Genomic DNA, 22,539 nt, shown 5'->3' with positions numbered 1-22,539 from the left:
GAATATGTTTATTGATAAAAAAAATAAATCAAGAGCCATAAAATTATACATACCGGGATTTTTAATAATCCCGGTATGTTTCCTTTTTTCATGTACAGGGCCACGAAATATTTATAGTGCATCTCCACTTGTATCTCCGGTGCCAATGCAAAAAGGATCAACAGCAATAGAAGCAAATTACTTCTCCCATACAAGACAGGAAAATGTTAAGGATAGTGTTCCTGGAAACAGTGATAATTGTTTCGGTTTGACTTTATCATATATGCTGAAAGAAAGGACACTTGTATTTGTTTACGCTGATGTAAAAAAAGAACGGAATCAGTTTGCTCTCAAGCCCCGCCCAGTGATTGATTTTGATTATAATGCTTATAATGCCGGTTTCGACAGTTCTATCGTGTTTGGAAGAAGATATACAATGGGAACAGGAGTAGAGTTTTTTTCCGATGTTTACAAGCCAATAATTGGAAGTTTAGCAATCGTTGCAAATTTTCATCAATTTAATATGAAGGAGGCGGGAATTCTTTTGCAGGCTCCCTACCAAAGGTACTATAGGCTTAATCAATTGACTTTTTCTCTTCAGGGTAACCTGTTGTTAAAGGCGGGTGACCGGTTTAACCTTGCTGTGATGGGAAGGATAACGATATTGAATTCTTTTAAAGCCAGCACTGATTATTCCCATAATGAAAAGAAAAATGCCGGTCTTCTCGATCAAAGGGTGAAAGCCTTTCTTAGTTTGCCTAATTTAAATGCAGAGTACAAACCTTTCAAAAGGTTTCCGTTATTTATCACTGGCCAGTTTTTTAATGAGTTTACTGCCTGGCGTTTTGTGAGCTATGAACCAGGACGTATTTATTTAAAAGGCACTGGGGCTTCAGTGGGGATGAAATATATTTTTAACTAAGTCGACAGAATGGATGCATCATGACGGATAAGATGAAAAAACTGGTAACAATCAGCTCCCCATTTTTTATTTCATCATAACCCGGTGTTTTTGGCTGATCGTTTTTGCAGTCTGTAAAATGGTTCAAAATAAGATCGTAGTTAGTTTTGAAATGTATTAGCCGGAAGGAAAAAAAATATTGCCGATAGGAAACTGATCTGTTTCCTGGCAGGTATTGATTTTAATTTGCCTGTAAATTATTCCATGTGATTCCATTTATTAATTATTCGAAAGAAAAAAATTGAGAGTAATAGTTATACCGATATTGCTTCTGAATATCTGCCTTACGTTTTCAGAATGTGCAAGAGTTGAACATCTGCGTTCCTCCGTTAACCTGAGTCTCTGTCATAGAGGCAATGTTCTATTAAAAACAGAAAAAATATTATCTGTATCCGATAACGGAGTTCAAATTTATAAGCAGGGATCTGAAAGCAGATAATTACCAGGCTTGTTTTGTACAGGCTTGGCTTACTATTTAAATATAAACACTAATGAAACAGTTATTTGGCATAGCCATTTTTATTTTTTTTTGTTATGGATGTAAAAAAAGCGACAATGATATTATCAGTACATGTCGACTGACCTCTGTTATTACTCCTACTACAAATGATACATTTCATATAATCTATAACAATGAAGGAAAGATCAGTGCAGTAACTTTTAAGACAATTGTTTCAAACTTTTTTTATTCTGGGAATACAACCACCATCACCAAGGTGATTAACGGATTATACAGTGGCCGGACGGTTGTTACGAATAATGCGAATGGCTTAGCAATTAATGTGAAAACAGAATTTAACGCAGCCGGTACGGAATGGGCAAATACTACCTATGAATACAATGGAGAGGAACTTTTCAGGTCAACCAGCACACATTCCGGAGGAGGAACACCATCTGTTACAGCTTATGCATGGATCAATCACAATCTTATTTCAATAACATCCGGAGCAACAATAATAAGGTTAGAATATGATCTGGATAAACCGGGCCAGGAGGGTGACTATTTGTTCCTTCAGGGACTGTTGAGTGGGTATGATTTATACAGATCAAAAAATCTTCTGAAGTCAATAGACGGGGCAATCTTTACTTATACACGCAAAGCAGATGGGAAAATTACTTCTATAGAGATCGGCCCGACGACGGTTTATAAATATGAGTATGAGTGTAACTAAAAAGAATGAGAAAATAAAAATTACAGAATGAAACAGAATTATTTGATAACCGTATTACTACTGGTGTTGGTTAGCTGCAATAAATCTAAACCAATTGATGGAAGTCCCGCAGGTAATCCCTCATGCCGGATTGTAACTGTTATAGACAACTTGAGAAGCGATACGTTTAAGATTACATATAATAGCGCAGGCAAAATAAGCAGGTTGTCGGGCAAAAAAAGACAGACAACATTTGAATATGGGAACGGTCTGACGACAGTAACAGGTTTTGCATACGGGACCTTTGACTATAAAACCATTGTTACCAGTAATGCCGCAGGATTGCCTGTTAATGTAGGATATCAATTCAATACATCCGGCACTGACTGGGAAAATGAATCGTATGAATATAAAGGGGAAGAAGTGACCAGTAGGTTATATACAACCAGCAGCTCGTCAACCCGGCAAACCACCACTTATACCTGGCAGAATCACAATATGATTAGTAGAAACAGTAGCGGTGTAACTACTGAATATGCGTATCACTCCGATAAGCTGAAACTGCAGGGCGATTATATCTGGATGAACGCAGTGTTTAACGGTTATGAACCATTCATATCTAAAAATCTTGTAAAATCCATCGGAGAGGCAGAGATTCTCTATGAGTTTGATACAAAAGGACGAATTGTTACTGTAACATTTTCTATTGCAAATGTGGCACCCTTTCTTGTCTATAAATATGAATATGAGTGTAACTAATGAATACTGCGGATACGGATTAACAAATAATAAAAAACGACTATGAAAAAATTTATATTATTTCTGCTTGCAACAAGTGTGTTTATCTGGAGTTGTCAGAAACCTCACCCGGTTAAGGATGACGGACAAAAAGATTCCCATTGCCGGATTGTAACGCTTATCTGGTCATTATCGCAAGATACATTTCATATAACCTATAATAACTCCGGAAAAATAAGTAAAGTGGAAACGGAAGAAAGCGTTTCAAATTTTGAATACGCCGGAAACAGAATTACCAAAACAACTAGCGTATTAGGAGTACTTAGGGAAATAAAAAATATTACAGTGAATGCGGCAGGACTGGCTACCAATGTGAGGACAGAAGAGATGGATGGAGCCGGGACATGGCGTAATGAAGCGTATCAATACAATGGAGAGGAAGTTTCCAGCGCAGTACTTTCTTATTCAGGTACTAATTATACTAATACGATTACCTATACCTGGCAAAATCATAATATGGTAGAGGTGAAAAACAGCATTTCTCCCGCTGTGTTGGAGTTGCAGTACTATACTGATAAAGCAAGACAGGATGGAGACTATTCGCTGAGTTTGCATAAGATGTTACTGGGCTATGAAGTATTGCGTTGCAGTAACCTGTTAAAATCAAGTGGAGGCATGGTTTATCAATACGACTTTGATACAGAAGGTAAAATTGTTGCTGTTGAGTATACAGAACCGGGAAATCGGTCGCCAATCTTTATGAAGTATGAATATGAATGTAAATAAGTTGATACGGCCAACGATTTTAGTTGACAAATGAAAAAGCAGGAATAATTCAATCAGTTGGAAAACCGAAGTGCCGTATTTATTTTTTTGGATGCAACTGTAAAATGAAAAACGAACGAAAATAATTCTATGATAGTAAAATCAGCAACTGACTTTGTAAAAGAAGCGAAACAGGAAATTGAAAACTTGACACCTCTTCAGGTTTACGGGGAGCTGTTAAACGGTAATTGTACCATCATTGATATTCGTGAATCTGATGAACTGATAAGTAATGGCAAAATAGCTGGTTCGGTACATGCAGCAAGAGGGATGCTTGAGTTTTATGCAGATCCTTCGCAGCCTTATCACCGTGTGGCATTTGATCCGGATAAACGGATTATTCTGCAATGTGCATCCGGTGGTCGTTCAGCATTGGCTGTGAAAATGCTTAAGCAAATGGGATATAACAATGTAGCACATCTTGACGGAGGACTGAAAGCCTGGAAGGAAGCGGGATTACCTGTATCAGAACAGGATGATCGCCATTTGTGCAATGAACGAATTTCTGCGACATAGAATTTTCGTTTTTATTTTCAGCAATTAGTTTCAATCTGTAAGGCTTTTAACAAACTCAATGGCGCTAAGGAGATTCAGAATATGAAGAAAAATATTTTATCGGTACTGTTCTTATGTTTTTTTATTGCCACGAATGCACAAACAACAAAAACAGTAACAAGTTTGGTAAAACTGGACATGGGGTTGCAGGGTATTGGTTTTTCTTACGAACCAAGGGTGTTTGCTAATTTCACCATTGACTTAGGTGGGGGAGTTGGGGGTGGATATGATGTGTATGCAGCCTACGACGAAATTCCCTCTTTTCTAAATAATTATGAATACAGTTTTTTAAAACCGGCGGCTTATCTTTCAGTAACACCAAAATATTTTTATAATATTCAGAAAAGAATGAGCAGGGGCAAAAATACCCAACTAAATTCGGCAAACTATTTTGGGCTGCGGATAAAATATGCTGAACCATTATCAGCATTTGACCCGTATGATCCTGTAACAACGACTCTCTTGACAAATATTCATTGGGGTATTCAAAGAGCAATAGGAGGTCACTGGTTATTCAACACACAGCTTGGGGCTGGTTATGCAATGGGTATGGATTGTGATTGTGGAGTTATTTATCCGGCGCTTGATTTCAAATTTGCTTATGTGTTTAAAAAAAGGAAATCTTAGCGGCTGTTTAAAAATGATTCTGCGAATTTATTTATTAAAAGTCTAACCGTGGTCGTTGGGGACAACGACCACGGCAGGAACTTTCACAGCAGCGATCAAGTTCAGTGGTTAATTGATTTTGAAACGGTATTAGGAATTTCAGCCTTGGTCGCATTACAGTTAACGGCTGTTTATAAACGACGGATTTGTTGAGTAATCACCATTAGACATGTCCGGAGGTTAGCGGGAAGCATAATTAAGAATTGAACAATGAATAAACATTTACAACATGACCTGGTAAACATGGACGACTTACTTGAAAAGGTAAAAGATCAGGCATTGACATATCTACACACAATTTCCAGCAGGTTAACTTCGACGACAAATGTAATAAATGGCAATTTATATTTATCGGAAGGCGGATCAGGAACAATGGAAACGCTTCGCCGATTCAATGAAAGATTTGAGCCCTTAATCGTTTCGACTTCCGGGCCACGTTTCTGGGGTTTTGTAACTGGTGGCTCTACTCCGGCAGCTATTGTTGGCGATTGGCTGACGACAATCTATGACCAAAACAGTTTCTCAACAAAGGGACATGGCGATATTTCTGCAGTAATTGAATTGGAGACAATCCAATTGTTGTTAGAACTTTTTGAATTACCAAATGACTTTTTAGGTGGTTTTGTAACAGGTGCAACAATGTCCAATTTTACTTGTCTTGCTGTAGCAAGACAATGGTTAGGAAAAGAATCCGGAAGAGACTTTGCAAAACAGGGTGTTTCCGGAAGCTTAAATATTTTAGCAGCTACACCACATTCTTCTGCAATAAAATCGCTTTCTCTTTTGGGAATTGGAAGCAGTAAAGTAATAAATATAAAAACCAAAGCTGGCAATAGAGAGGCATTGAGCGTTACTGATTTAGAAAACAAGATCAAGGAACTTGGTGGAGCACCTTTTATATTAATTTCAAGCGGGGGGACAGTAAATACTGTTGATTTTGATGACTTTTCTACCATTAAACAACTCAAAGAAAAGTATAATTTTTGGTGGCATATTGATGCAGCATTTGGTGGATTTGCTGTTTGTTCAAAAACACATAAGCACCTTGTTAAGGATTGGGAAGATGCTGATAGTATAACCATTGATTGTCATAAGTGGCTGAATGTACCCTATGAAAGCGCTGTCTTTTTCATAAAGGAGAAACATTCACTTTTACAAACAGAAACGTTTCAAAATTCCAATGCACCTTATTTAGGAAACCCGCTTGATAATTTTAGCTATTTAAATTTTCTTCCTGAAAATTCAAGACGTCTTAAAGCGTTACCTGTTTGGTTTTCATTGAATGCTTATGGGAAAAAAGGGTATCAGGAAATTGTCGATAATTGCATCAACTTAGCTGATCAGTTCGGAAGATTTATTGAAGAGAATATTTATTTTGAATTATTAGCACCGGTAAGACTCAACACAGTTTGTTTCACATTGGCTGGCAAAGAAAATCAGGATAAAATAAATACCTTTTTGGCATTGCTTAACGACACAGGAAAGGTGTTTATGACAGCAACGATTTATAATAGACAAAAAGGAATCAGGGCCGCATTTGTAAATTGGAGAACAACTGCAGATGACATTGCCTTAGTCACAGAGATGATGGTCGAAATAATGAACAAACTAAAATAATGAAAGCAACAGTTTCCTGCTCAGAAACTTCCTTTCATATGTATAAATATATTCTTTTGCTTCTCATCATTGTCTGTCTTGACGTAAATGCGCAAAAAGGATTTTATACATTGGGAGCAGCCGCAGAAACAACTGTTCCTTTTTTTCAGGACGACCAGGGGTTTGGGTTTTCTTTAAAGGCTGCTTATGGAATTGGCAAATCCGGGCAGTTGATTCTTTCTGCCGGAGTTTCGAAATTGAATTCAAAAAATTCAAGTGGAACAGAGAAAATAACAACTCGGCTAATCCCTGTATTATTCGGGTATAGACAGAATATTAAACAATTCTTCATTGAGCCAAAAATCGGCATTGGTGAATTAGGTGGCAAAATAGCAGTGAATGGTGATTACGCAAGGCCGTCTGTTGCTGTTGTGTTCGGAGGTTTAGAAGCAGGGTATTCTATTAAACGTTTTGATATCGGAATTAATTTTTTGAATGCTAAGGGGATTGAAAATGCCTGGGTTGGTATATGGTATAATAAAAACGTCCACTATACAAGTATTTTTGTCAACTACAACCTGTTTTCAAAATCACACGATTAGCGTATCCATAAGTATAAGTAAGAGGTATTTATAAACTTCCCGATGAAAAAGACAAGGCCGACTTCATGGTTTAACAGAATAAAACCGAACGCTTCACAAAATGAAAATAGTAGCAGAAACAGAAAGGCTGATTTTAAGAGAGATTCAATTGACAGATGTCGATGGGATTTTTGAACTTGACGCTGATCCGGAAGTGCATAGATATTTAGGGAACAAGCCCGTCACCGGAAAAGACCAGGTTGTTACCCAAATAAATGCGATCAGGCAGCAATATATCAATAACGGAATTGGTCGTTGGGCAATAATAGACAGAAAAACCGGGGGATTCATTGGATGGACGGGGCTTAAATTTGTAACTGAACTAATAAACAATCACAGAAATTATTATGACCTTGGCTACCGTCTGATAAGAAGGTATTGGGGACGGGGCATTGCAACCGAAACGGCACATGTGTCATTGCAATACGCTTTTAACAAAATCAATGTGAACGAAGTGTATGCAATGGCTGATTGTGAAAATGTTGCTTCAAACAGAATTTTACAGAAAGTTGGACTGAACTATATTGAAACATTCGATCTTGAAGGAATAAAACATAATTGGTATAAAATTGAAAAGACCGGATTTGAAAACAAAATACCGGATCGCTGAAATGAAACAGTAAGAATGATATACAATTTTTTCCGATTTGCTGAATAATGTTGATAGTGAATCACACGTTTATTTTTGCATTAGCAAAACCATTAAAATCGGTAGCGCTTTGAGTAACCACAATACTAATGCTGAACCTTCACAAAATCCTGCTCTTTGCTGATAAATACAATGGGATGCAATTAATAATTTTAAAAACAAAACATGAACTATTACCATGTTGATGTCTTTTCGGACAAAAAATTTTCTGGAAATGGATTGACGGTTTTTATGGATGAACAGGGGTGGGATAGAAAATTTATGCAGATACTTACGCAGGAAATGCGTCAATTTGAAAGTATCTTCTTTCGTAAGACGGGCGCAAATGATTTTAGGGCATTTATTTTTACAACAGAAGAAGAACTGGACTTTGCAGGACATCCTATCATTGGGGGTGCTGCCATTTTACATGATCTGTATTCACCAGAAATGGTGGAGAATACCTGGCGAATTGAATTGAATAAAAAATCAGTGGAGGTAAATACTTATAAAAGAGACGGCATTTATTCAGCTAAAATGAATCAAGGGAAACCTGAATTTATAAAAACACTCTCGGAAGATGAAGCAGAAAAGATGCTGGATTTTTTGAATTTGAAAAGAGATGACAATTATAAAAAACTGCCTTGCCAGGTGATATCAACGGGACTACCTTATTTAATTTTGCCAGTCAATGCTTCGGCATTACAAAAAGTAAAAGTTACAGTTTCAGATTTAGAAAATGAACTATCCGGAATCGGAGCAAAATTTTTCTTTGTGCTGGACATCGAAAACAGACAGGGCAGAACCTGGGACAATAAAGGTTTAGTTGAAGATATTGCCACAGGGAGTGCCGCCGGACCGGTCGGTGCCTATTTAGTTGAACATGGAATAGAAAGTGAGAATACTGAAATTATTCTGAAGCAGGGTGAATTTTTAAATCGGCCAAGCCGGTTGAAAGTTTTGGTGACAAAAGAAAAAGAAGGATATGGAGAAATATTTGTTGAAGGGGATGTTTGTAAAATTGCAACAGGTTCACTGGTAACATGAAAGACTGAGAAAAAGAAATCCTCGTTATCAGTAGAAGTGATAAGAGAATAAATACAATTCATATTCCAATCAACCGTAGTTCGCCTGTGAATTAATTTGAGTTTTGAACAATCGTGGCGGGATAGACTAATTTATTTACAGAGCGTAACAATATGCATGCTTATTGGTCATTTACAAAATTGCCTTCAACTAAAGTTGATTCGTTCAAATGGAAAGTATAAACGTCATTCTTTTAATTGCAATTATAACAACAGCATCCTGTTTGATCTTCATACCCGGCCGCACGAAGGGTAATATAAAATTTTTTCTTGCTTTTACTATAATGATGGCGCTGTTGCAACTGTTGATACAGGGCTTTTACTGGCATTATCTCCCAGGTTATTTGCTGATCGTATTCATGGTATTGATAGCCATTTTCTCAAATGATAACAGCAGTAAAATAAAAAAGAGATTCCAGGGATTTATCTTGATTTGTTTGCTTCTGGCCACAATACTTCCCTGGTCAGTTTTTTCACCTGTTCCCGAATTAATAAAACCTCAAGGTGATTATAAAGTAGGTACGAGAATTTTCCGGTGGATAGATAACAGCAGGTCCGAGCAAATAACTTCAGACCTAAACGACAAAAGAAATGTAGTGGTGCAGGCTTGGTATCCAACCGAAGAAAATACGAAAGGCCCTCATTCCGATTATCTGGACGGATTGGATAATCTGCCTGAAAAAATCGGCATACTTCCAGGATGGATATTTGATCACTATGAAAAGATCAATACCCATGGTATACTGAACGCACCAATAGCTAAAACAAAAAATGAATGGCCTGTCATCATTTTTCTGACAGGAAATGTTGCTTCCCGTGCTTTTTATACAAGCCTTGTAGCTGGGCTTGCCAGCCATGGCTATGTGGTGTTGGCGATTGATCATCCCTATGAGGCGATGATTACTCAACTTGCAAACGGGAAGATTGTCACTACGGTTGAAAAACACTTAAACGATGATCCTGACCTTACCAAATTTATGATAGCCCGGCTTGAATTGCGGATTGCAGACATCAGGTTTGTATTAAATCAAATAGGTAATCTGAATGCAAATACGGACAGCTTTTTTTTATCTCTTGATCAGAATCGTATTGGTATTACAGGTCATTCTTTAGGTGGCGCCACTGCTGCTGCTGCGATGGCGTATGATTCAAGAATTAAAGCTGCTGCAAATATTGACGGCACATTATATGGCGAGTTACCAAAACCAACTACTATAAAACCTTACCTGTTAATCGAAAGTAAAAAAGAAGGAGTTGATCGTTACCTCAGATATGAAAAGGGAAATCAACAGCTCTTTCAACAATTTGGAGGAGGGTATCGGTACGAGATACCTGAAGCCGACCATTATAGTTTTACCGATGCGCCATTTCTGCTGGCTCCCCCTGCACGGTTTCTTGTTAGTAGCTTTTCAGAGTTTGGTCATATTCCTACAAAGACGCAGTATGCAACGATAGATATTTTACATGCTTTCTTTAATGGTACGCTGAACAATAAATTCACTGACTTAGATTCCGTTGCTGGCCGTTACAAGGGCATTATTCGAAAGCCGGTTTATTGATCGCTCATACTATTTTTAAAATAGCATTACAAAACCTACCTATCGGCTGAAATGAAAACGTTTGATAAACAAGTCGAATCATTTGACAACATGAGATGAATACCATTTTTAACTGTTAAAGTCTATGACAATCCCGAAAATAGTTGCCATATCTGGAAGCACAAGAAGAAAATCTTCTAACCTCAAACTGTTGAACGCAATCGCTGATTTGTTTTCCGGTCAGCTTGAAATATCCATATTTAATGGGTTGTCAGGTTTACCTTCGTTTAATCCGGATGATAATGACGGGAATGTTGCAAAATCAGTTTCAGACTTTCGGGAACAAATCAGAAGTGCGCATGGAATTTTAATCTGTACGCCTGAGTATGCGCACGGTGTGCCCGGGGCTTTGAAAAACGCCATCGACTGGACTGTTTCAACAAATGAATTTTGGAAAAAACCTACTGCGCTAATTACCGCATCTAGTGATGGAAGATTTGGACACAAAGCACTTCTGGAAACCTTACGTGTTATTGAAGCTGAAAACATTGAGGAGCTTAATTTGTTGATCCAGTTTATTAAGACGAAGATTGATGAGAATGATACAATTAAAGATGAACAGACGTTAAAAGATATTCATCACTTGATGGATAATTTAATTGCAACGATACATAAACAAAGAAGGGAAGCATAATGCCATTGATGTTGGTACAAACCACCAGCGGCCCGAAACGTTTTTTCATTCAGCTGAGATTGCTAAACAAAAGATGGTGTTATTCTCCTAATAAAATTTTCAGTATTCAGAACCCAAACCCCAACTTCGCTGCCACCTGGTTTTTATTAGTTGCCGGTTGGAAGAATAAAACAACCATTTGGAAACTGTCATAATTATTAAGAGCGATGGCTACTAATTTGGGTGTCATTCTCTTGGGAAATTTCGAACTCAGCTTTGACAACAGAGTATGGGTCAGATCAAGTTTTAATCATTCAATCGTGAAGACACATTTAATTCGCTTAAGTTTCCTACTGCTTATTGGAAGCAGCAGTTGCAATAAAATTACGTGCGCTTTTGAACCGCCGGTAGACAAAAAATGGGTGGTAACGACCATAGCCGGAAATGGTTCAGCATTTTATGTTAATGGCCCTGCCTTAACAGCAGCATTCAGTGCGCCGCAGGACGTGGCTGTTAGCTCCAACGGGCATATCTATGTTGCAGATGGTCTCAATCATCGTATCCGGAAAATAGCCGGTGGGCAGGTTACTACGTTTGCCGGTGTCGGTATGGAGGATACAACAAGTGGAATTGGCACCGACGCAGGATTTGCCATTCCGATCCGTGTTGCCTCCGATGAAGGCGGCAACATCTATACATTGGATCTGCATGATTTTCGTGTAAGGAAAATAACAACCAATGCAGTGGTTACTGTTGTTGCAGGAAATGGAAAACGGGGATTTGCTGACGGGAATGCAGAAGCCGCAATGTTTGGCGAAAGTATTGGCATTGTTACTGACAACCAGGGAAATATTTATGTATCGGATTGGGAAAACAAACGCATCCGCAAGATCAGCGTCGCCGGTCAGGTGTCAACAGTTTTCGGACCTGCACAATTCAGACCGGGTGGAATTGCCATTGATAAAATGGGCAACTTATTTGTTGTGGACCAAAGTAGCCTTCAGATCCGCAAAATAGATCCTATGGGAGAGATCTCTACACTGGCAGGTAATGGTACTGCAGGTGACAGGGATGGTTATTCCGGGCAAGCTCAATTCAGTACTACAATGGGAGATCTGGTTATTGATCAATCGGGGGACTTATATTTAGCAGATTCAGATCGTATTCGTAAAATCACCCCGGAAGGGTTTGTTTTAACTATCGCTGGAACTACTTCCGGTTTTAACGATGGACTGGGAATTTCAGCAAAATTTAATGGCCCTGTTGGCCTTGGAATAGATGAGCTGGGCAATATTTATGTCGCAGAAGCAAATAGCAACCGGATCCGAAAAATAAGCTTAGAATAATCGTACGACAAAAAATGAGAACATGCAAAACAAAAAAATCTGTAAACAGATTTTTGCGACTAACTTTTTAAAAGCAAACCAATTGAAACTGATAATTGCACTGGTCTTACTTTTGAATTCTTCAGTATTGTTTGCTCAATGGAAAAGAGTTGAACAATTACCTGCTTCAGATATTCATAGTCTAAACCGTGAGGGTAATACGCTTTATGCAGGAGGGAAAGATATAATTTATATCAGTGTGGATACAGGTCAAACATGGGATTCAACAAGTCGTATTCCTCAATTTATTTCAGTTGATAATGTCATCATTTTTAAAAACGAACTTTTTGTTTCCTCCTATTCAATCGGTGTAGCAAAAAGTGTGGATGGCGGCAGAACCTGGCAAAATATCACTTCAGGAATAATTCCATTTGTGTCTGACTTCTGTATATGGAACGGTGATTTGTATGCAGCGACTCTTGGCAACTCAGTGTATAAATTAGATCCGGTACTACGCAACCGCTGGCTTACATTCTCTGAAGGACTTTCTTCGCTAAGTGCAAATATTAATTCGATTGCAGCAACTAACCATGCAATGGTTGCCGGTACACTTGCCAATGGGATTTATGACCACCGCCCGGTTAATTCAACAGTATGGGAAGAGCGGTTACTTTTGGGCCAGGTACGTCCTACGGAGGGCGTGTATGACATCATAACTGCTAATGACAGTTTATTGCTGGCAGGAAAATCAGGAACTTTTTATATCAGTACCGATTACGGACTCAGCTGGTCCAGATTCGGTGGCCTTCTTCCGTCAACATTCACCTCCCTTGCAAATGCAAGAGAGGCTTTGCTCTTAGCAAGCAATACCTTTAACGGAGTAAATAACACTTCATTTCTCTATTTAAAAAAAGATTCATTTACGGAGTCCTTTGTGCCTTTCAGTTTTGTTCCTGATCACTTCACTTATAAATTAGATATTTATGCCGGATGGATTTGGGATGCCAGTACAAAAGGTCTTTTTTATATGTCACTGTCAGCGTTGCCGGGAATCACTGATGCTGAAGATCCCACCGGTCCGTTAGCTTTTCTTTTTACTTCATTCAATGTGCAGTGCGATAGAGCTGCAGTACAATTGAACTGGACAGCAGTGCATGAACAAAACAGCAGTCGCTTCAAAATCGAGAGGAGCGCAAACGGTATTCACTGGAAAGTGATTGGAGAGATACCTTCTGTCAGTAATAGCACGACTGAAAACCACTATTCTTTTACAGATGAGAAACCGCTTGAAAATAATTTTTATCGCATTGCCATGTACGAGTTGGAAGGGAAGCAGCAATATTCCAGTATACGGCAATCTTCCTGTACAGGGATCGATGTCTTCAGACTGTGGCCCAACCCGGTCAATGATCTTGTTTTTGTGAACATCGTCACGGCTAATGCATCGAAGGCAACAATAAAGCTTTTTGACAGTAAAGGTGCTCTGGTACGTATACAAAATGTAACTGTTTCGCATGGCAGCAACCTGTTTACCGTAGATCTGCAGTTACTTGCCGGGGGAGTCTATTTATTATCGGCAGATTGGAACAATGGACAAAAGCATAAAACAATCCGGTTAGTGAAACAGTAAATGCAAAACATGCCCGAATAAACCGGCATTTGGTTTTTTGAGCATTGCCAAAGTAATTTCTAATCGCTTCAAAACATTTGCGGGCTGTTGGAAGGATAAAAGAAATCTTCTGAAGATTTGCAGCTGTATTAAATTGATAAGGAAAACTGAAAGTTAATTGAACTGCACTAAGCAGAATATCTGTTTCCTATTTGAACGTCAAACTTAAATTATGAAGGTACTCAGGAAAGCAGTTTTGCTTTTTTTGAAAATATTGAACACGCTCACTTTGCTTGGTAAAGAGGCAAAAGAAATTTTTGTAATCACAAAGATGACGGAACATGTTTATATCGCACATCCCTCACGTGTGTCAAGAATTAACAGCACAACAACCATTATTGTAAACGCAACATATTTATCGGTCATTGAGTCACAGACAGACCTGTTCATGGCGAAAGAATTAATAGCAGCGATCAGAAAAAAAATATCTGCCCTTCCGATCAGGTACCTCATCTTCAGCCATTATCATACAGACCACATATTGGGAGCTCAGGCCTTCTTACAGGAAAACCCTTCGCTGATTATCATTGCACAACAACAAGCAGCCCGTCATATTTTTTTATATGCAGAAGACGAGAAAATATCATGGAGTGAAACGGTATGGCAACAATCAGTTGCTGCCAGAGATTCCGCCCTGTCTTCAATAAGCGAAGAAAGGAAGAATTATTTTTCCGGATTGAGTGATGAGTTGGGTGCCTATTCCAAAGACATCAGATCTTCGGCCATTATTCTTCCTAACCTTACCTTCTATGATTCACTTATCCTTCATGACAAAAACGCTGATCTGCAATTGTATTTTTTGGGTGATGGACATACACAGGGAGATATCATAGCGATGATACCTCAGGATAAAGTGCTTGTAACCGGTGATCTTGTACATGATTATGAACCCTTGTTTTGGAATGCCCATCCTGACTCCTGGATAGAAGTGTTGGAAAAAATAAATGTACTTGACTTTGAATATTTTGTAGGTGGGCATGGAGACATACATATAGGGAAAGATATTATCCATTCGTGGCTGAATTATATGAAAGAATTAAAAGTAAAAACGATCGCTGCCATCAACAAAGGTTTAACACTGGAAGCGTTCCTTCATGAGGTTAATCCTGATACTTTTATTTCCTTACAAAATGGATATGCTGACCGGATACAGAAATTCCGTTTATCTTATATGAATTATTTTACAGGTTCCCTGCAAGACGCTATAAAAGCTGAAATAACAGATCTCTGGAAATTCTACGAACACCATCTTAAAAAAGATTAAAAGGGAACCTGCAGTGGTGCAAATAATTTACCGTGTTATGTGTCTTCTGAAATATTTATCAGCAACGACTTGTATTAGTATTGTCATGAATGATATACGAAAAAACAGCAACGTTGCATTTGTGGGAAAGTTACAACAAGTGAAACAGGTACAGCTGCCAAAAAGGCGAATTGCTTTCAATGAAAACCTGTTGGTTTTCCATTGCCTGAACCTGCACAGGATGATCGTATTGCATAAGAAGAAAGCAGTAACAGCCGATCGTTTAATGCCTGATGACCTAATTCTGTGAATAATAATTGAAGCATTGCGATAGGAAATGCATTTTCATGAACAGATATTTTCGTTGTCATGCGTTCGCTTAAAATAAACACAGTTGCCAAAGTCTGGACAAACAATCGGAATAGATTTGGTCCACCTTTTGAATAAATAAATCAAGGGAACTGAAGAACATTCAGCCCCCTTGATAAACAGTAATCAGGGTTAGCTGCAAACCTCGCCAATTTTGCAAGCCTGTCCATCCGTTGCAGTAATATCAGCTAAGGACTTTTTACTTTTCCACGCTGTAAATGCTAGTTCTAATTTTTCCAAAAAAACTTTGCTATCCTGTGCACCCGAAATGCTTTCCTGTCCATTGAATGTAAAATGAGGAACGCTTTTTACCCCTGCCTGATTTGCATCAGCTATATCCTGCCTTACTTCGTCAGCATATTGATCGCTTTCCAAAACATTTTTTACTTCAGCTGCATCCAATCCTATTTCCTTACCTAATGCTATAAGTGTTGGAATGTCATCAATATTTTTCCCCTCCGTGAAGTAAGCTTTGAATAATCGCTCTTCTGCTTTGTCTTGCAGTTGTCGCTGTTTGGCCAGGTGAGAAAGACGGTGTGCATTGAACGAATTCGCCGGGATGGCTTTTTCTAAATTGTATTGCAAACCAACCTGCCACGCTGAATCTGCAAGCTGGTTGCTTATGGTTTTAATTTGTTCCAGGCTTACTCCATTATGAGCAGCTAAAAACTGGTACATATCTTTCACAGGTTCTGTTTGAAAGCCCGGCGCAAGTTCGAAACTTTTCCAGATAATTTCAACTTTGTCAGCATCCTTGAATTGATTGAGTGCATGTTCAAATTTCCTTTTGCCAATGTAACAGAACGGGCATGTTACATCACTCCAGATTTCCACTTTCATCTTGTTGTTTGTCATGTTATTTTATTTTTTTGTTTAAGAACACCGGTCACTCAGTGAGGCATTAAATTTGATTAAAATCTTTGAGTACTTAAAATGTCTTTGAGATTTCCGAAATTTCTACCCACCTGTTGAGAAATTTTTTTTATTCAGATCATCAGGTTATCTGCAAACCTATTTACATTTGCTATCTATTTTATAGTACTATACTTCTGGATAGTACTATCATCAGGTATAGTAAAGGAAATGACAACAAATAAATCAAAAAAGAGAGCAGTTGATTGCGATTGTGACAAATTCATTTTGCAGGTGAGTGATGCACTTGAAATTTTAAATGGCAAGTGGAAACTCCCGATTATGATTTCACTGTTGTTTGGTAAAAAAAGATTTAAAGAAATTTCAAAAGAAATTAATGGCATCACCGACAAGATGTTGTCGAAAGAATTAAAAGAACTGGAAATGAATAAACTTATTACCAGGACCGTGTATGATACATTTCCTCCAACGGTGGAATATGCCATTACTGAGCACGGCCGCTCACTTAATATGGTTCTTGTTCCCTTGCGGAACTGGGGGATCGAACACCGGAAGAAAATAATGGGGAGATAATCTACCGGTAGTTTAAGGATTTACGTTTGATCAGTTGCAGTGTATGATTTTTATATACGATGCATGATTCTTTTTTACTAAACAGTTGTTGTTACTTATAAAAATAGTTCCGGCAAAATAGATGCTGAGCTGTTTCGTTTTTCTGCCAGAATTAGTTTACGTCCGATCGGAAGAAATGCCTAGCCGATAGGACAAAACCCTCCTTCATCCTTTTTTCTTGTTCCTAATTTGCTGAGTGTACGAACACCCGGAATTCATCGTTGTTACAATGAATGTGGTGTCACTTGTTTAAGAAAAAATACTTATGACAATAAATTTTGTCTGGTTCATGTCATTAAGAATCGCATGCTTAGCCAATAAGAACAATGAATGTTATGATAAAATGCCAGTGAAGAAAAAATGGATAATGCCGGACAAACCCATGAATACGACCACGCCCCGGATCAATATGCAAATGTTTGTTGCGAAAACAAGCACATCAGCAAAGTGGCCGGATAATATTTACAACACTGTATTAGTTAACTCCAACTAATACCTGTCACAGCCCGACATGACAGGTGATCGATTTTCGTTTTCATTTTTTAACTCTAAACAAATTGCAATGAGAAAAACTTTCTTAATTCTTGCGGGAATGTTGATGTTTTGCTGTCAGCTGGCTTTAGCACAGAACAGGGACATTTCCGGAACAGTAACGGACGAAACAGGTACTCCCTTATTTGGGATATCTGTAAAATTGAAAGATGGAAAAGCAGGAACCACAACTGCAAGAGATGGTAATTTTAAATTGAGATCCATCCCCGCAAATGCTGTGTTAATTGTTAGTAGTGTAGGTTACGAAACACAGGAGGTTCCTGTCGCATCAGCAGTGCTGACGATCAGATTGAAAATAGATAATAAGGCGTTGAGTGAGGTGGTTGTTACAGGCGTTGGTGTGGCAACCTCAAGAAAAAAAGTAGCTATTGATGTTGGTGCCGTCAATTCAAAAGACATTTCTAAAACGGCAATGGCAAGTGTGGAACAGGCCTTGCAGGGTAAAATTGCAGGTGCTTCCGTTCAGTTTCCAAGTGGTGTACCGGGTACTGCCGCACAAATTGTATTAAGAGGCATTAATGATTTGAGTGCAACCCCGCCGATGATTCTGGTTGATGGTATTGAAGTGAATGGTGGATTAAATGGGTTAGATCTGTCAACGGTTGATCGTATTGAAGTTGTAAAAGGTGCTGCAGGCGGAACACTTTATGGCGCACAGGGTGCCAATGGAGTGATCCAGATCTTTACAAAAAAAGGAGTCCGTGGCAGAAAACCACAGATGGATCTAAGGACACAAGTAAGCTTTGACGAAATTATCAGACAGAATGAGATCACCAACAAGTTTCATCATTTTGTAACGGATGCGCAGGGTTATATTACAGATGGTACTGCAAGGATTGCTCCCGATGTAAATGGTAAATGGCCTGCGCCATCATTTGTAACTGCAAGTCTTAATGGCGCTGCTCTGGCCAATGTAAAAAATGATAAACCTTATCGGGAGAAAACCTATGACCATTTATCAAGCGCATACAGCAGGGCATTCACCCATAATACTTCATTAAACATTTCTGGTGGAGGTGAAAAAGCAGATTATTCACTCAACGTTGCACACCTCAATCAGCAAAGCGTTTTATATAATGGATTTAAGCGCACCAATATTTCTGCCAATCTCGGGTTTGAAATCTTTAAAGGACTCACAGCCCGTTCCTCGACACAAATGATTTTTACAGATGAAGATCTGTTAAGTGCAACAGGAAGATTCAATCTTGTTAATTCATGGCAGTTTGTTGATTTTAATTTCAGGGGACCAGCCGGTTTTTTAGTAGTAAAACCAAAACAGGAAAATCAGTTAAATCCTTTATCGGAACGTGAGTGGCACACACGATCCCAAAAACAAAACCGCCTGATTCAAAGTGTAAATCTCAATTACAAATTTTCTAAATTTCTTGAACTGGATTATAAATATGGAATGGAGATCTGGAATACAGATTCAAGTAGCTATTTTCTTAATCAGCGAAATGCTCCACAGTCAGGTGAAGCATTTTGGGGCGGATCTGTTGAAGGTTCGATCACCAGCCGGTTTAAAAAATTTACCTATCAGAACTCTCTTGCATCCGCCTTTTTGCGATTTGATTTTGAAGATGATTTTAAGATACGCATTCCACTGAGGTCAACAACCCAGGTAAGCTATGATTGGAGAAATTCAAAAAATCACCAGTATTTTGCTAACGGTTCCGGTTTGCCATCTTATCCTCCATTCAATATTAATGTAGCGCAAATCAAAAATGCAGGAAGCTATGATGATGAGTTTACAACGTTTGGATTTCTCATTAATCAAACCTTTGACTATGGTAATTTGTTCGGCATCAGTGCAGGTGTCCGCTCCGATTACTCTTCCGAATTCGGCGATGCGGCAGATGCCTTTACATTTCCAAGAGTAACAGGATATGTTCGTCCATCTGAATGGATAAAAACAAACTGGCTGACTGATTGGAAGCTTCGTGCTGCCTATGGAGAAGCAGGTATCCAACCCGGCCGCTATGCACGCCAGGTGATTTTGAATGCTACAGCAGTTGGTACAGGAGGAGTTGGTTTAAGTCTGCCATCACAGGCAAGTAATCCATTGTTAAAAGTACAACGCTCAAAAGAACTTGAGATCGGAACAGATGCAACATTTAAAACCAGCAAAACTGCATGGTTAAATCGTGTCACACTGTCTGGTACTTATTGGAAAAGAATTTCTGAAGATATTATTCAACCTGCCGACGTTGCTCCATCTACCGGGTTTCAAAATACGCTGGATAACTTGGCGACATTAAGCAGTAGAGGATTTGATCTTTCTGTTGATGTAAATGTTGCAGAAACCAAAAACTTTGACTGGAATTTCAGTGGACGCTTAGGCGCTTTTAAAGTTGTGGTGGATAAAATTTCAAACGGTAAAGAAGTTGTAACAGGATTTTTTGGTCTAAGGGAAGGCGAACAATTAGGCATATTCAATACCATGTATCCTATTACAAGCCTGGATGCATTAAGACCTGATAAAACACCTTATATCGCTGAAGCAAACAGGGGATTTTATGAGGTTGTTAATAATACCGTAGTAGATAAACGCACAAACAGAGCAGTCATGTCTGATGCGAATGATCAGATAATAGCCGGAAATGCGTTTCCAAAATTCAACGCTTCATTTACCAACAGTTTTACCATTAAAAAAATGCTGCTTGTGTCCTTCCAGTTTGATTGGAGACAAGGAAATAAAATCTATAATATAACACGTCAATGGATGTATCGTGACAGGTTGCATAAAGATTTTGATAAGCAAATTACAATCAATGGTCAAAAAGGCGCATTCGTCGAATACTACAACAGTCTTTATAATTCGATCAGCCCGAGCAGTTGGTTTGTAGAAAATGGTTCTTATGTGCGGCTGAGGGATTTATCATTCACTTATACGCTTGGTGATAAAGTGAAACGCAAGGCAAAATGGCTCCGTACAGCATCAGTAACGGTTGCTGGCCGTAACCTGCTGACGTTTACAAAATACTCGGGTCTGGATCCGGAATCTACAGATACCAGTGATTCCCAAGGTAACCAGGCTGTTGGCCTGGGTGCAATTAATGGGGTTGATTATTTCGGTGTTCCCAATCTTAAATCTTATCAAATCAGTATCAATCTTGGACTGTAAAAAATAAATTTCTTTCTTATGCGTATAAAAATAATTTTAATAGCAGCATTGGCATGGATGACGGTAGCTACTTCCTGTAACAAAGAAAAGCTGCAGTTGATTAATCCCAATCAACCAACACCGGCATTGTCCTTAACATCTGAGGGAGGAATTACCAACTTTGCTTTAGGTATTATCAACAGGCAATTGGGCAATGTGGTTAACGCCGGAGTTACCAATGTAAAAGCTGTGGCAGATGCTCATCATAGCATCATGGGCGATGAACAATTTTCCCCTTATGGAAATTGGGGTATGCGTTGGGCTGATCAGGTATACAAAGTAACACTGCCGGATAACACGGTTGTCACCAACCCCTTTGGCGTTACACAAAAAACTTCGTTACAGGGCTTTAACAGCCGTCAGGCAGGAGACAGAAATGTATTTCAGTATGAGTGGGCTTTTGCATATTTCTACATTTCACAGGCAAATATTCTTTTAAAAGCGCTGGAAAATCCGGAGTTAAAATTTTCAGGGAACGCCACCACTAAAAAAGCTGTTCTTAAAACATGGGCCCTGTGGTGGAAAGGATTTGCATATTCAAGGGTAGGTTCATTGTACCTGGCCGGAATTATTAATGATAATACAGATGGAACAACAAATGGAACCTATGTCAGTAGTCAGGCAATTATCACAGAAGCAAATAAAAACTTTGATGCTGCTGCCGCTGCATTAACAGGCGTAACTGCAAATACCGACTATGAGACCATCTTTAAATCAATCACGCCATCTTACAATGCGCCCGCAGATGTGATCACTCCCGACATGTGGAAACGACAGATCAATACAATGAAAGCAAGAAATTTATTGGTGAATAAAAAAATAGGAGATATGACGCCGGCTGATTGGGATCAAATAAAAACGCTCACTGCAGCTGGTGTTCAACCAGGAGATAAAATTTTTCGCCAGGGAATGACCCTTGATGGAAACAATGATGTGGTGGGTGCTTTTTTTCATCCCTATGTGCTCATTGGTACAGCGCAGGAATTTATTTTTCCCAGCGAGCGTTTGATACAGGAATACAAAGCAGGGGATAATCGGTTAGATAAAAACTTTTACCTGAATACTTCGCCATATCCGGCTAATATCAGTAGCAGGGGTTTACAGTTTGGTACAAGATGGGCAGTTAAAAATGTTGAAGATGGGGGAACTTTTGCAACCAATCAAAATGAAGGACTTGTTTCAGTTGCTGGAACGTACGAAGAAAATGCATTGATGACAGCTGAAGCACTGATTCGTACAGGTCAGATAGAAGCCGGTCTTCAAATAATTGATGAGATAAGATCATTTCAAAATGCCGGTATTGCAGCTGTTGCGGGAACAGGTCTCACCTTGCCACAGGCACTTGAAGAATACCGTAGAGAACGACGAGTGGCGTTGTTTATGAGAGGTCTTGCATTTTATGATGCAAGACGTTGGGGTGTAACAGCACCTGTAACACAGGGGGGTGGACGTTTAAATGCAGTGGTATATCTGCCGGCTGCATTGGCGGGTACTGCAAACGATGAAGTACGCAACTGTTTTATGGAGTACAATTATATGGACTATTTTGATGTTCCGCTGACTGAAGTTGATTTTAATCTGCCTGCTTCAGGTTCTGTACCAATAAAAAATTAAAACATGGAATGTATCAATGAAACACTATCGGGATAAATCCCTTTAGAAATTTTGCAATTTTCTCATGTTGACGGATAAGGTTT

The 22,539-nt window shown here is 38.8% G+C and carries 20 protein-coding genes; 18 read left to right on the top strand and 2 right to left on the bottom strand.

Features of this window, described 5'->3' with window-relative positions:
- The first annotated feature begins 4 nt into the window (after positions 1-4).
- The 15 genes from VK159_RS21610 to VK159_RS21540 all read left to right on the top strand — a co-directional run bounded on the left by VK159_RS21610 (position 5) and on the right by VK159_RS21540 (position 15,294).
- A complete protein-coding gene (locus tag VK159_RS21610; RefSeq protein WP_324232252.1) occupies positions 5-901 on the top strand; it encodes a hypothetical protein in 897 nt (298 codons plus the stop codon).
- A gap of 530 nt (positions 902-1,431) precedes the next feature.
- Positions 1,432-2,112, top strand: a complete 681-nt coding sequence (locus tag VK159_RS21605; RefSeq protein WP_324232251.1) for a hypothetical protein — start codon at positions 1,432-1,434, stop codon at positions 2,110-2,112.
- Between the two features lie 27 nt (positions 2,113-2,139).
- Positions 2,140-2,850: a hypothetical protein gene (locus VK159_RS21600; protein ID WP_324232250.1), complete on the top strand. Its 711-nt coding sequence runs from the start codon at positions 2,140-2,142 to the stop codon at positions 2,848-2,850.
- 42 nt (positions 2,851-2,892) lie between these two features.
- Positions 2,893-3,615 (top strand): hypothetical protein, encoded by a 723-nt coding sequence (locus tag VK159_RS21595; RefSeq protein WP_324232249.1) that lies wholly within the window; start codon positions 2,893-2,895, stop codon positions 3,613-3,615.
- A 129-nt stretch (positions 3,616-3,744) separates the two neighbouring features.
- Complete coding sequence (locus VK159_RS21590; protein WP_324232248.1) at positions 3,745-4,170, top strand: rhodanese-like domain-containing protein; 426 nt, start codon at positions 3,745-3,747, stop codon at positions 4,168-4,170.
- 81 nt (positions 4,171-4,251) lie between these two features.
- Positions 4,252-4,836, top strand: a complete 585-nt coding sequence (locus tag VK159_RS21585) for a hypothetical protein (protein ID WP_324232247.1) — start codon at positions 4,252-4,254, stop codon at positions 4,834-4,836.
- A gap of 249 nt (positions 4,837-5,085) precedes the next feature.
- Positions 5,086-6,492: a pyridoxal phosphate-dependent decarboxylase family protein gene (locus VK159_RS21580; protein ID WP_324232246.1), complete on the top strand. Its 1,407-nt coding sequence runs from the start codon at positions 5,086-5,088 to the stop codon at positions 6,490-6,492.
- Positions 6,492-7,073 (top strand): hypothetical protein, encoded by a 582-nt coding sequence (locus VK159_RS21575; RefSeq protein WP_324232245.1) that lies wholly within the window; start codon positions 6,492-6,494, stop codon positions 7,071-7,073. Before VK159_RS21580 ends, VK159_RS21575 begins: the two co-directional genes overlap by 1 nt.
- A 100-nt stretch (positions 7,074-7,173) precedes the next feature.
- Complete coding sequence (locus tag VK159_RS21570; protein ID WP_324232244.1) at positions 7,174-7,722, top strand: GNAT family N-acetyltransferase; 549 nt, start codon at positions 7,174-7,176, stop codon at positions 7,720-7,722.
- Between the two features lie 204 nt (positions 7,723-7,926).
- Positions 7,927-8,787 (top strand): PhzF family phenazine biosynthesis protein, encoded by an 861-nt coding sequence (locus tag VK159_RS21565; RefSeq protein ID WP_324232243.1) that lies wholly within the window; start codon positions 7,927-7,929, stop codon positions 8,785-8,787.
- A gap of 397 nt (positions 8,788-9,184) precedes the next feature.
- Positions 9,185-10,384 carry a dienelactone hydrolase family protein gene (locus VK159_RS21560; RefSeq protein ID WP_324232242.1) on the top strand — a complete coding sequence of 400 codons (1,200 nt, stop codon included), beginning with the start codon at positions 9,185-9,187 and terminating at the stop codon, positions 10,382-10,384.
- A gap of 124 nt (positions 10,385-10,508) precedes the next feature.
- Positions 10,509-11,057, top strand: coding sequence for an NADPH-dependent FMN reductase (locus VK159_RS21555; RefSeq protein WP_324232241.1), 549 nt, complete (start codon positions 10,509-10,511; stop codon positions 11,055-11,057).
- A 299-nt stretch (positions 11,058-11,356) separates the two neighbouring features.
- Positions 11,357-12,382 carry a hypothetical protein gene (locus VK159_RS21550; protein WP_324232240.1) on the top strand — a complete coding sequence of 342 codons (1,026 nt, stop codon included), beginning with the start codon at positions 11,357-11,359 and terminating at the stop codon, positions 12,380-12,382.
- A 22-nt stretch (positions 12,383-12,404) separates the two neighbouring features.
- Complete coding sequence (locus VK159_RS21545) at positions 12,405-13,991, top strand: T9SS type A sorting domain-containing protein (RefSeq protein ID WP_324232239.1); 1,587 nt, start codon at positions 12,405-12,407, stop codon at positions 13,989-13,991.
- Between the two features lie 211 nt (positions 13,992-14,202).
- Entirely contained in the window at positions 14,203-15,294 is a 1,092-nt protein-coding gene (locus tag VK159_RS21540; RefSeq protein WP_324232238.1) for an MBL fold metallo-hydrolase, read from the top strand.
- A 176-nt stretch (positions 15,295-15,470) separates the two neighbouring features.
- Here VK159_RS21540 and VK159_RS21535 read toward each other — a convergent pair whose 3' ends face one another.
- Both VK159_RS21535 and VK159_RS21530 read right to left on the bottom strand, forming a co-directional pair.
- Positions 15,471-15,644 carry a hypothetical protein gene (locus VK159_RS21535; protein ID WP_324232237.1) on the bottom strand — a complete coding sequence of 58 codons (174 nt, stop codon included), beginning with the start codon at positions 15,642-15,644 and terminating at the stop codon, positions 15,471-15,473.
- A gap of 130 nt (positions 15,645-15,774) precedes the next feature.
- Positions 15,775-16,497, bottom strand: a complete 723-nt coding sequence (locus VK159_RS21530; protein WP_324232236.1) for a DsbA family oxidoreductase — start codon at positions 16,495-16,497, stop codon at positions 15,775-15,777.
- 228 nt (positions 16,498-16,725) lie between these two features.
- On the opposite strand from VK159_RS21530, the gene VK159_RS21525 reads away from it, so the two are divergent.
- From VK159_RS21525 to VK159_RS21515, 3 genes are all read left to right on the top strand, one after another.
- Entirely contained in the window at positions 16,726-17,088 is a 363-nt protein-coding gene (locus VK159_RS21525) for a helix-turn-helix domain-containing protein (protein ID WP_324232235.1), read from the top strand.
- 601 nt (positions 17,089-17,689) lie between these two features.
- Positions 17,690-20,803: a SusC/RagA family TonB-linked outer membrane protein gene (locus tag VK159_RS21520; protein ID WP_324232234.1), complete on the top strand. Its 3,114-nt coding sequence runs from the start codon at positions 17,690-17,692 to the stop codon at positions 20,801-20,803.
- Positions 20,804-20,821: 18 nt separating this feature from the next.
- Positions 20,822-22,456, top strand: a complete 1,635-nt coding sequence (locus VK159_RS21515) for a RagB/SusD family nutrient uptake outer membrane protein (protein WP_324232233.1) — start codon at positions 20,822-20,824, stop codon at positions 22,454-22,456.
- Positions 22,457-22,539 lie beyond the last annotated feature (83 nt).

This window comes from Lacibacter sp., assembly GCF_035299325.1.
GTDB lineage: Bacteria > Bacteroidota > Bacteroidia > Chitinophagales > Chitinophagaceae > Lacibacter.
Note: the sequence above shows the minus strand (reverse complement) of the source record. Positions and strands in the feature narration are given on the sequence as shown.

Bases quoted from the DNA above. Each gene is read 5' to 3' on its own strand.
- VK159_RS21610 (WP_324232252.1), top strand. From the start codon at position 5: ATGTTTATTGATAAAAAAAATAAATCAAGAGCCATAAAATTATACATA.
- VK159_RS21605 (WP_324232251.1), top strand. From the start codon at position 1,432: ATGAAACAGTTATTTGGCATAGCCATTTTTATTTTTTTTTGTTATGGA.
- VK159_RS21600 (WP_324232250.1), top strand. From the start codon at position 2,140: ATGAAACAGAATTATTTGATAACCGTATTACTACTGGTGTTGGTTAGC.
- VK159_RS21595 (WP_324232249.1), top strand. From the start codon at position 2,893: ATGAAAAAATTTATATTATTTCTGCTTGCAACAAGTGTGTTTATCTGG.
- VK159_RS21590 (WP_324232248.1), top strand. From the start codon at position 3,745: ATGATAGTAAAATCAGCAACTGACTTTGTAAAAGAAGCGAAACAGGAA.
- VK159_RS21585 (WP_324232247.1), top strand. From the start codon at position 4,252: ATGAAGAAAAATATTTTATCGGTACTGTTCTTATGTTTTTTTATTGCC.
- VK159_RS21580 (WP_324232246.1), top strand. From the start codon at position 5,086: ATGAATAAACATTTACAACATGACCTGGTAAACATGGACGACTTACTT.
- VK159_RS21575 (WP_324232245.1), top strand. From the start codon at position 6,492: ATGAAAGCAACAGTTTCCTGCTCAGAAACTTCCTTTCATATGTATAAA.
- VK159_RS21570 (WP_324232244.1), top strand. From the start codon at position 7,174: ATGAAAATAGTAGCAGAAACAGAAAGGCTGATTTTAAGAGAGATTCAA.
- VK159_RS21565 (WP_324232243.1), top strand. From the start codon at position 7,927: ATGAACTATTACCATGTTGATGTCTTTTCGGACAAAAAATTTTCTGGA.
- VK159_RS21560 (WP_324232242.1), top strand. From the start codon at position 9,185: ATGGTATTGATAGCCATTTTCTCAAATGATAACAGCAGTAAAATAAAA.
- VK159_RS21555 (WP_324232241.1), top strand. From the start codon at position 10,509: ATGACAATCCCGAAAATAGTTGCCATATCTGGAAGCACAAGAAGAAAA.
- VK159_RS21545 (WP_324232239.1), top strand. From the start codon at position 12,405: ATGCAAAACAAAAAAATCTGTAAACAGATTTTTGCGACTAACTTTTTA.
- VK159_RS21540 (WP_324232238.1), top strand. From the start codon at position 14,203: ATGAAGGTACTCAGGAAAGCAGTTTTGCTTTTTTTGAAAATATTGAAC.
- VK159_RS21535 (WP_324232237.1), bottom strand. From the start codon at position 15,644: ATGACAACGAAAATATCTGTTCATGAAAATGCATTTCCTATCGCAATG.
- VK159_RS21530 (WP_324232236.1), bottom strand. From the start codon at position 16,497: ATGACAAACAACAAGATGAAAGTGGAAATCTGGAGTGATGTAACATGC.
- VK159_RS21525 (WP_324232235.1), top strand. From the start codon at position 16,726: ATGACAACAAATAAATCAAAAAAGAGAGCAGTTGATTGCGATTGTGAC.
- VK159_RS21520 (WP_324232234.1), top strand. From the start codon at position 17,690: ATGAGAAAAACTTTCTTAATTCTTGCGGGAATGTTGATGTTTTGCTGT.
- VK159_RS21515 (WP_324232233.1), top strand. From the start codon at position 20,822: ATGCGTATAAAAATAATTTTAATAGCAGCATTGGCATGGATGACGGTA.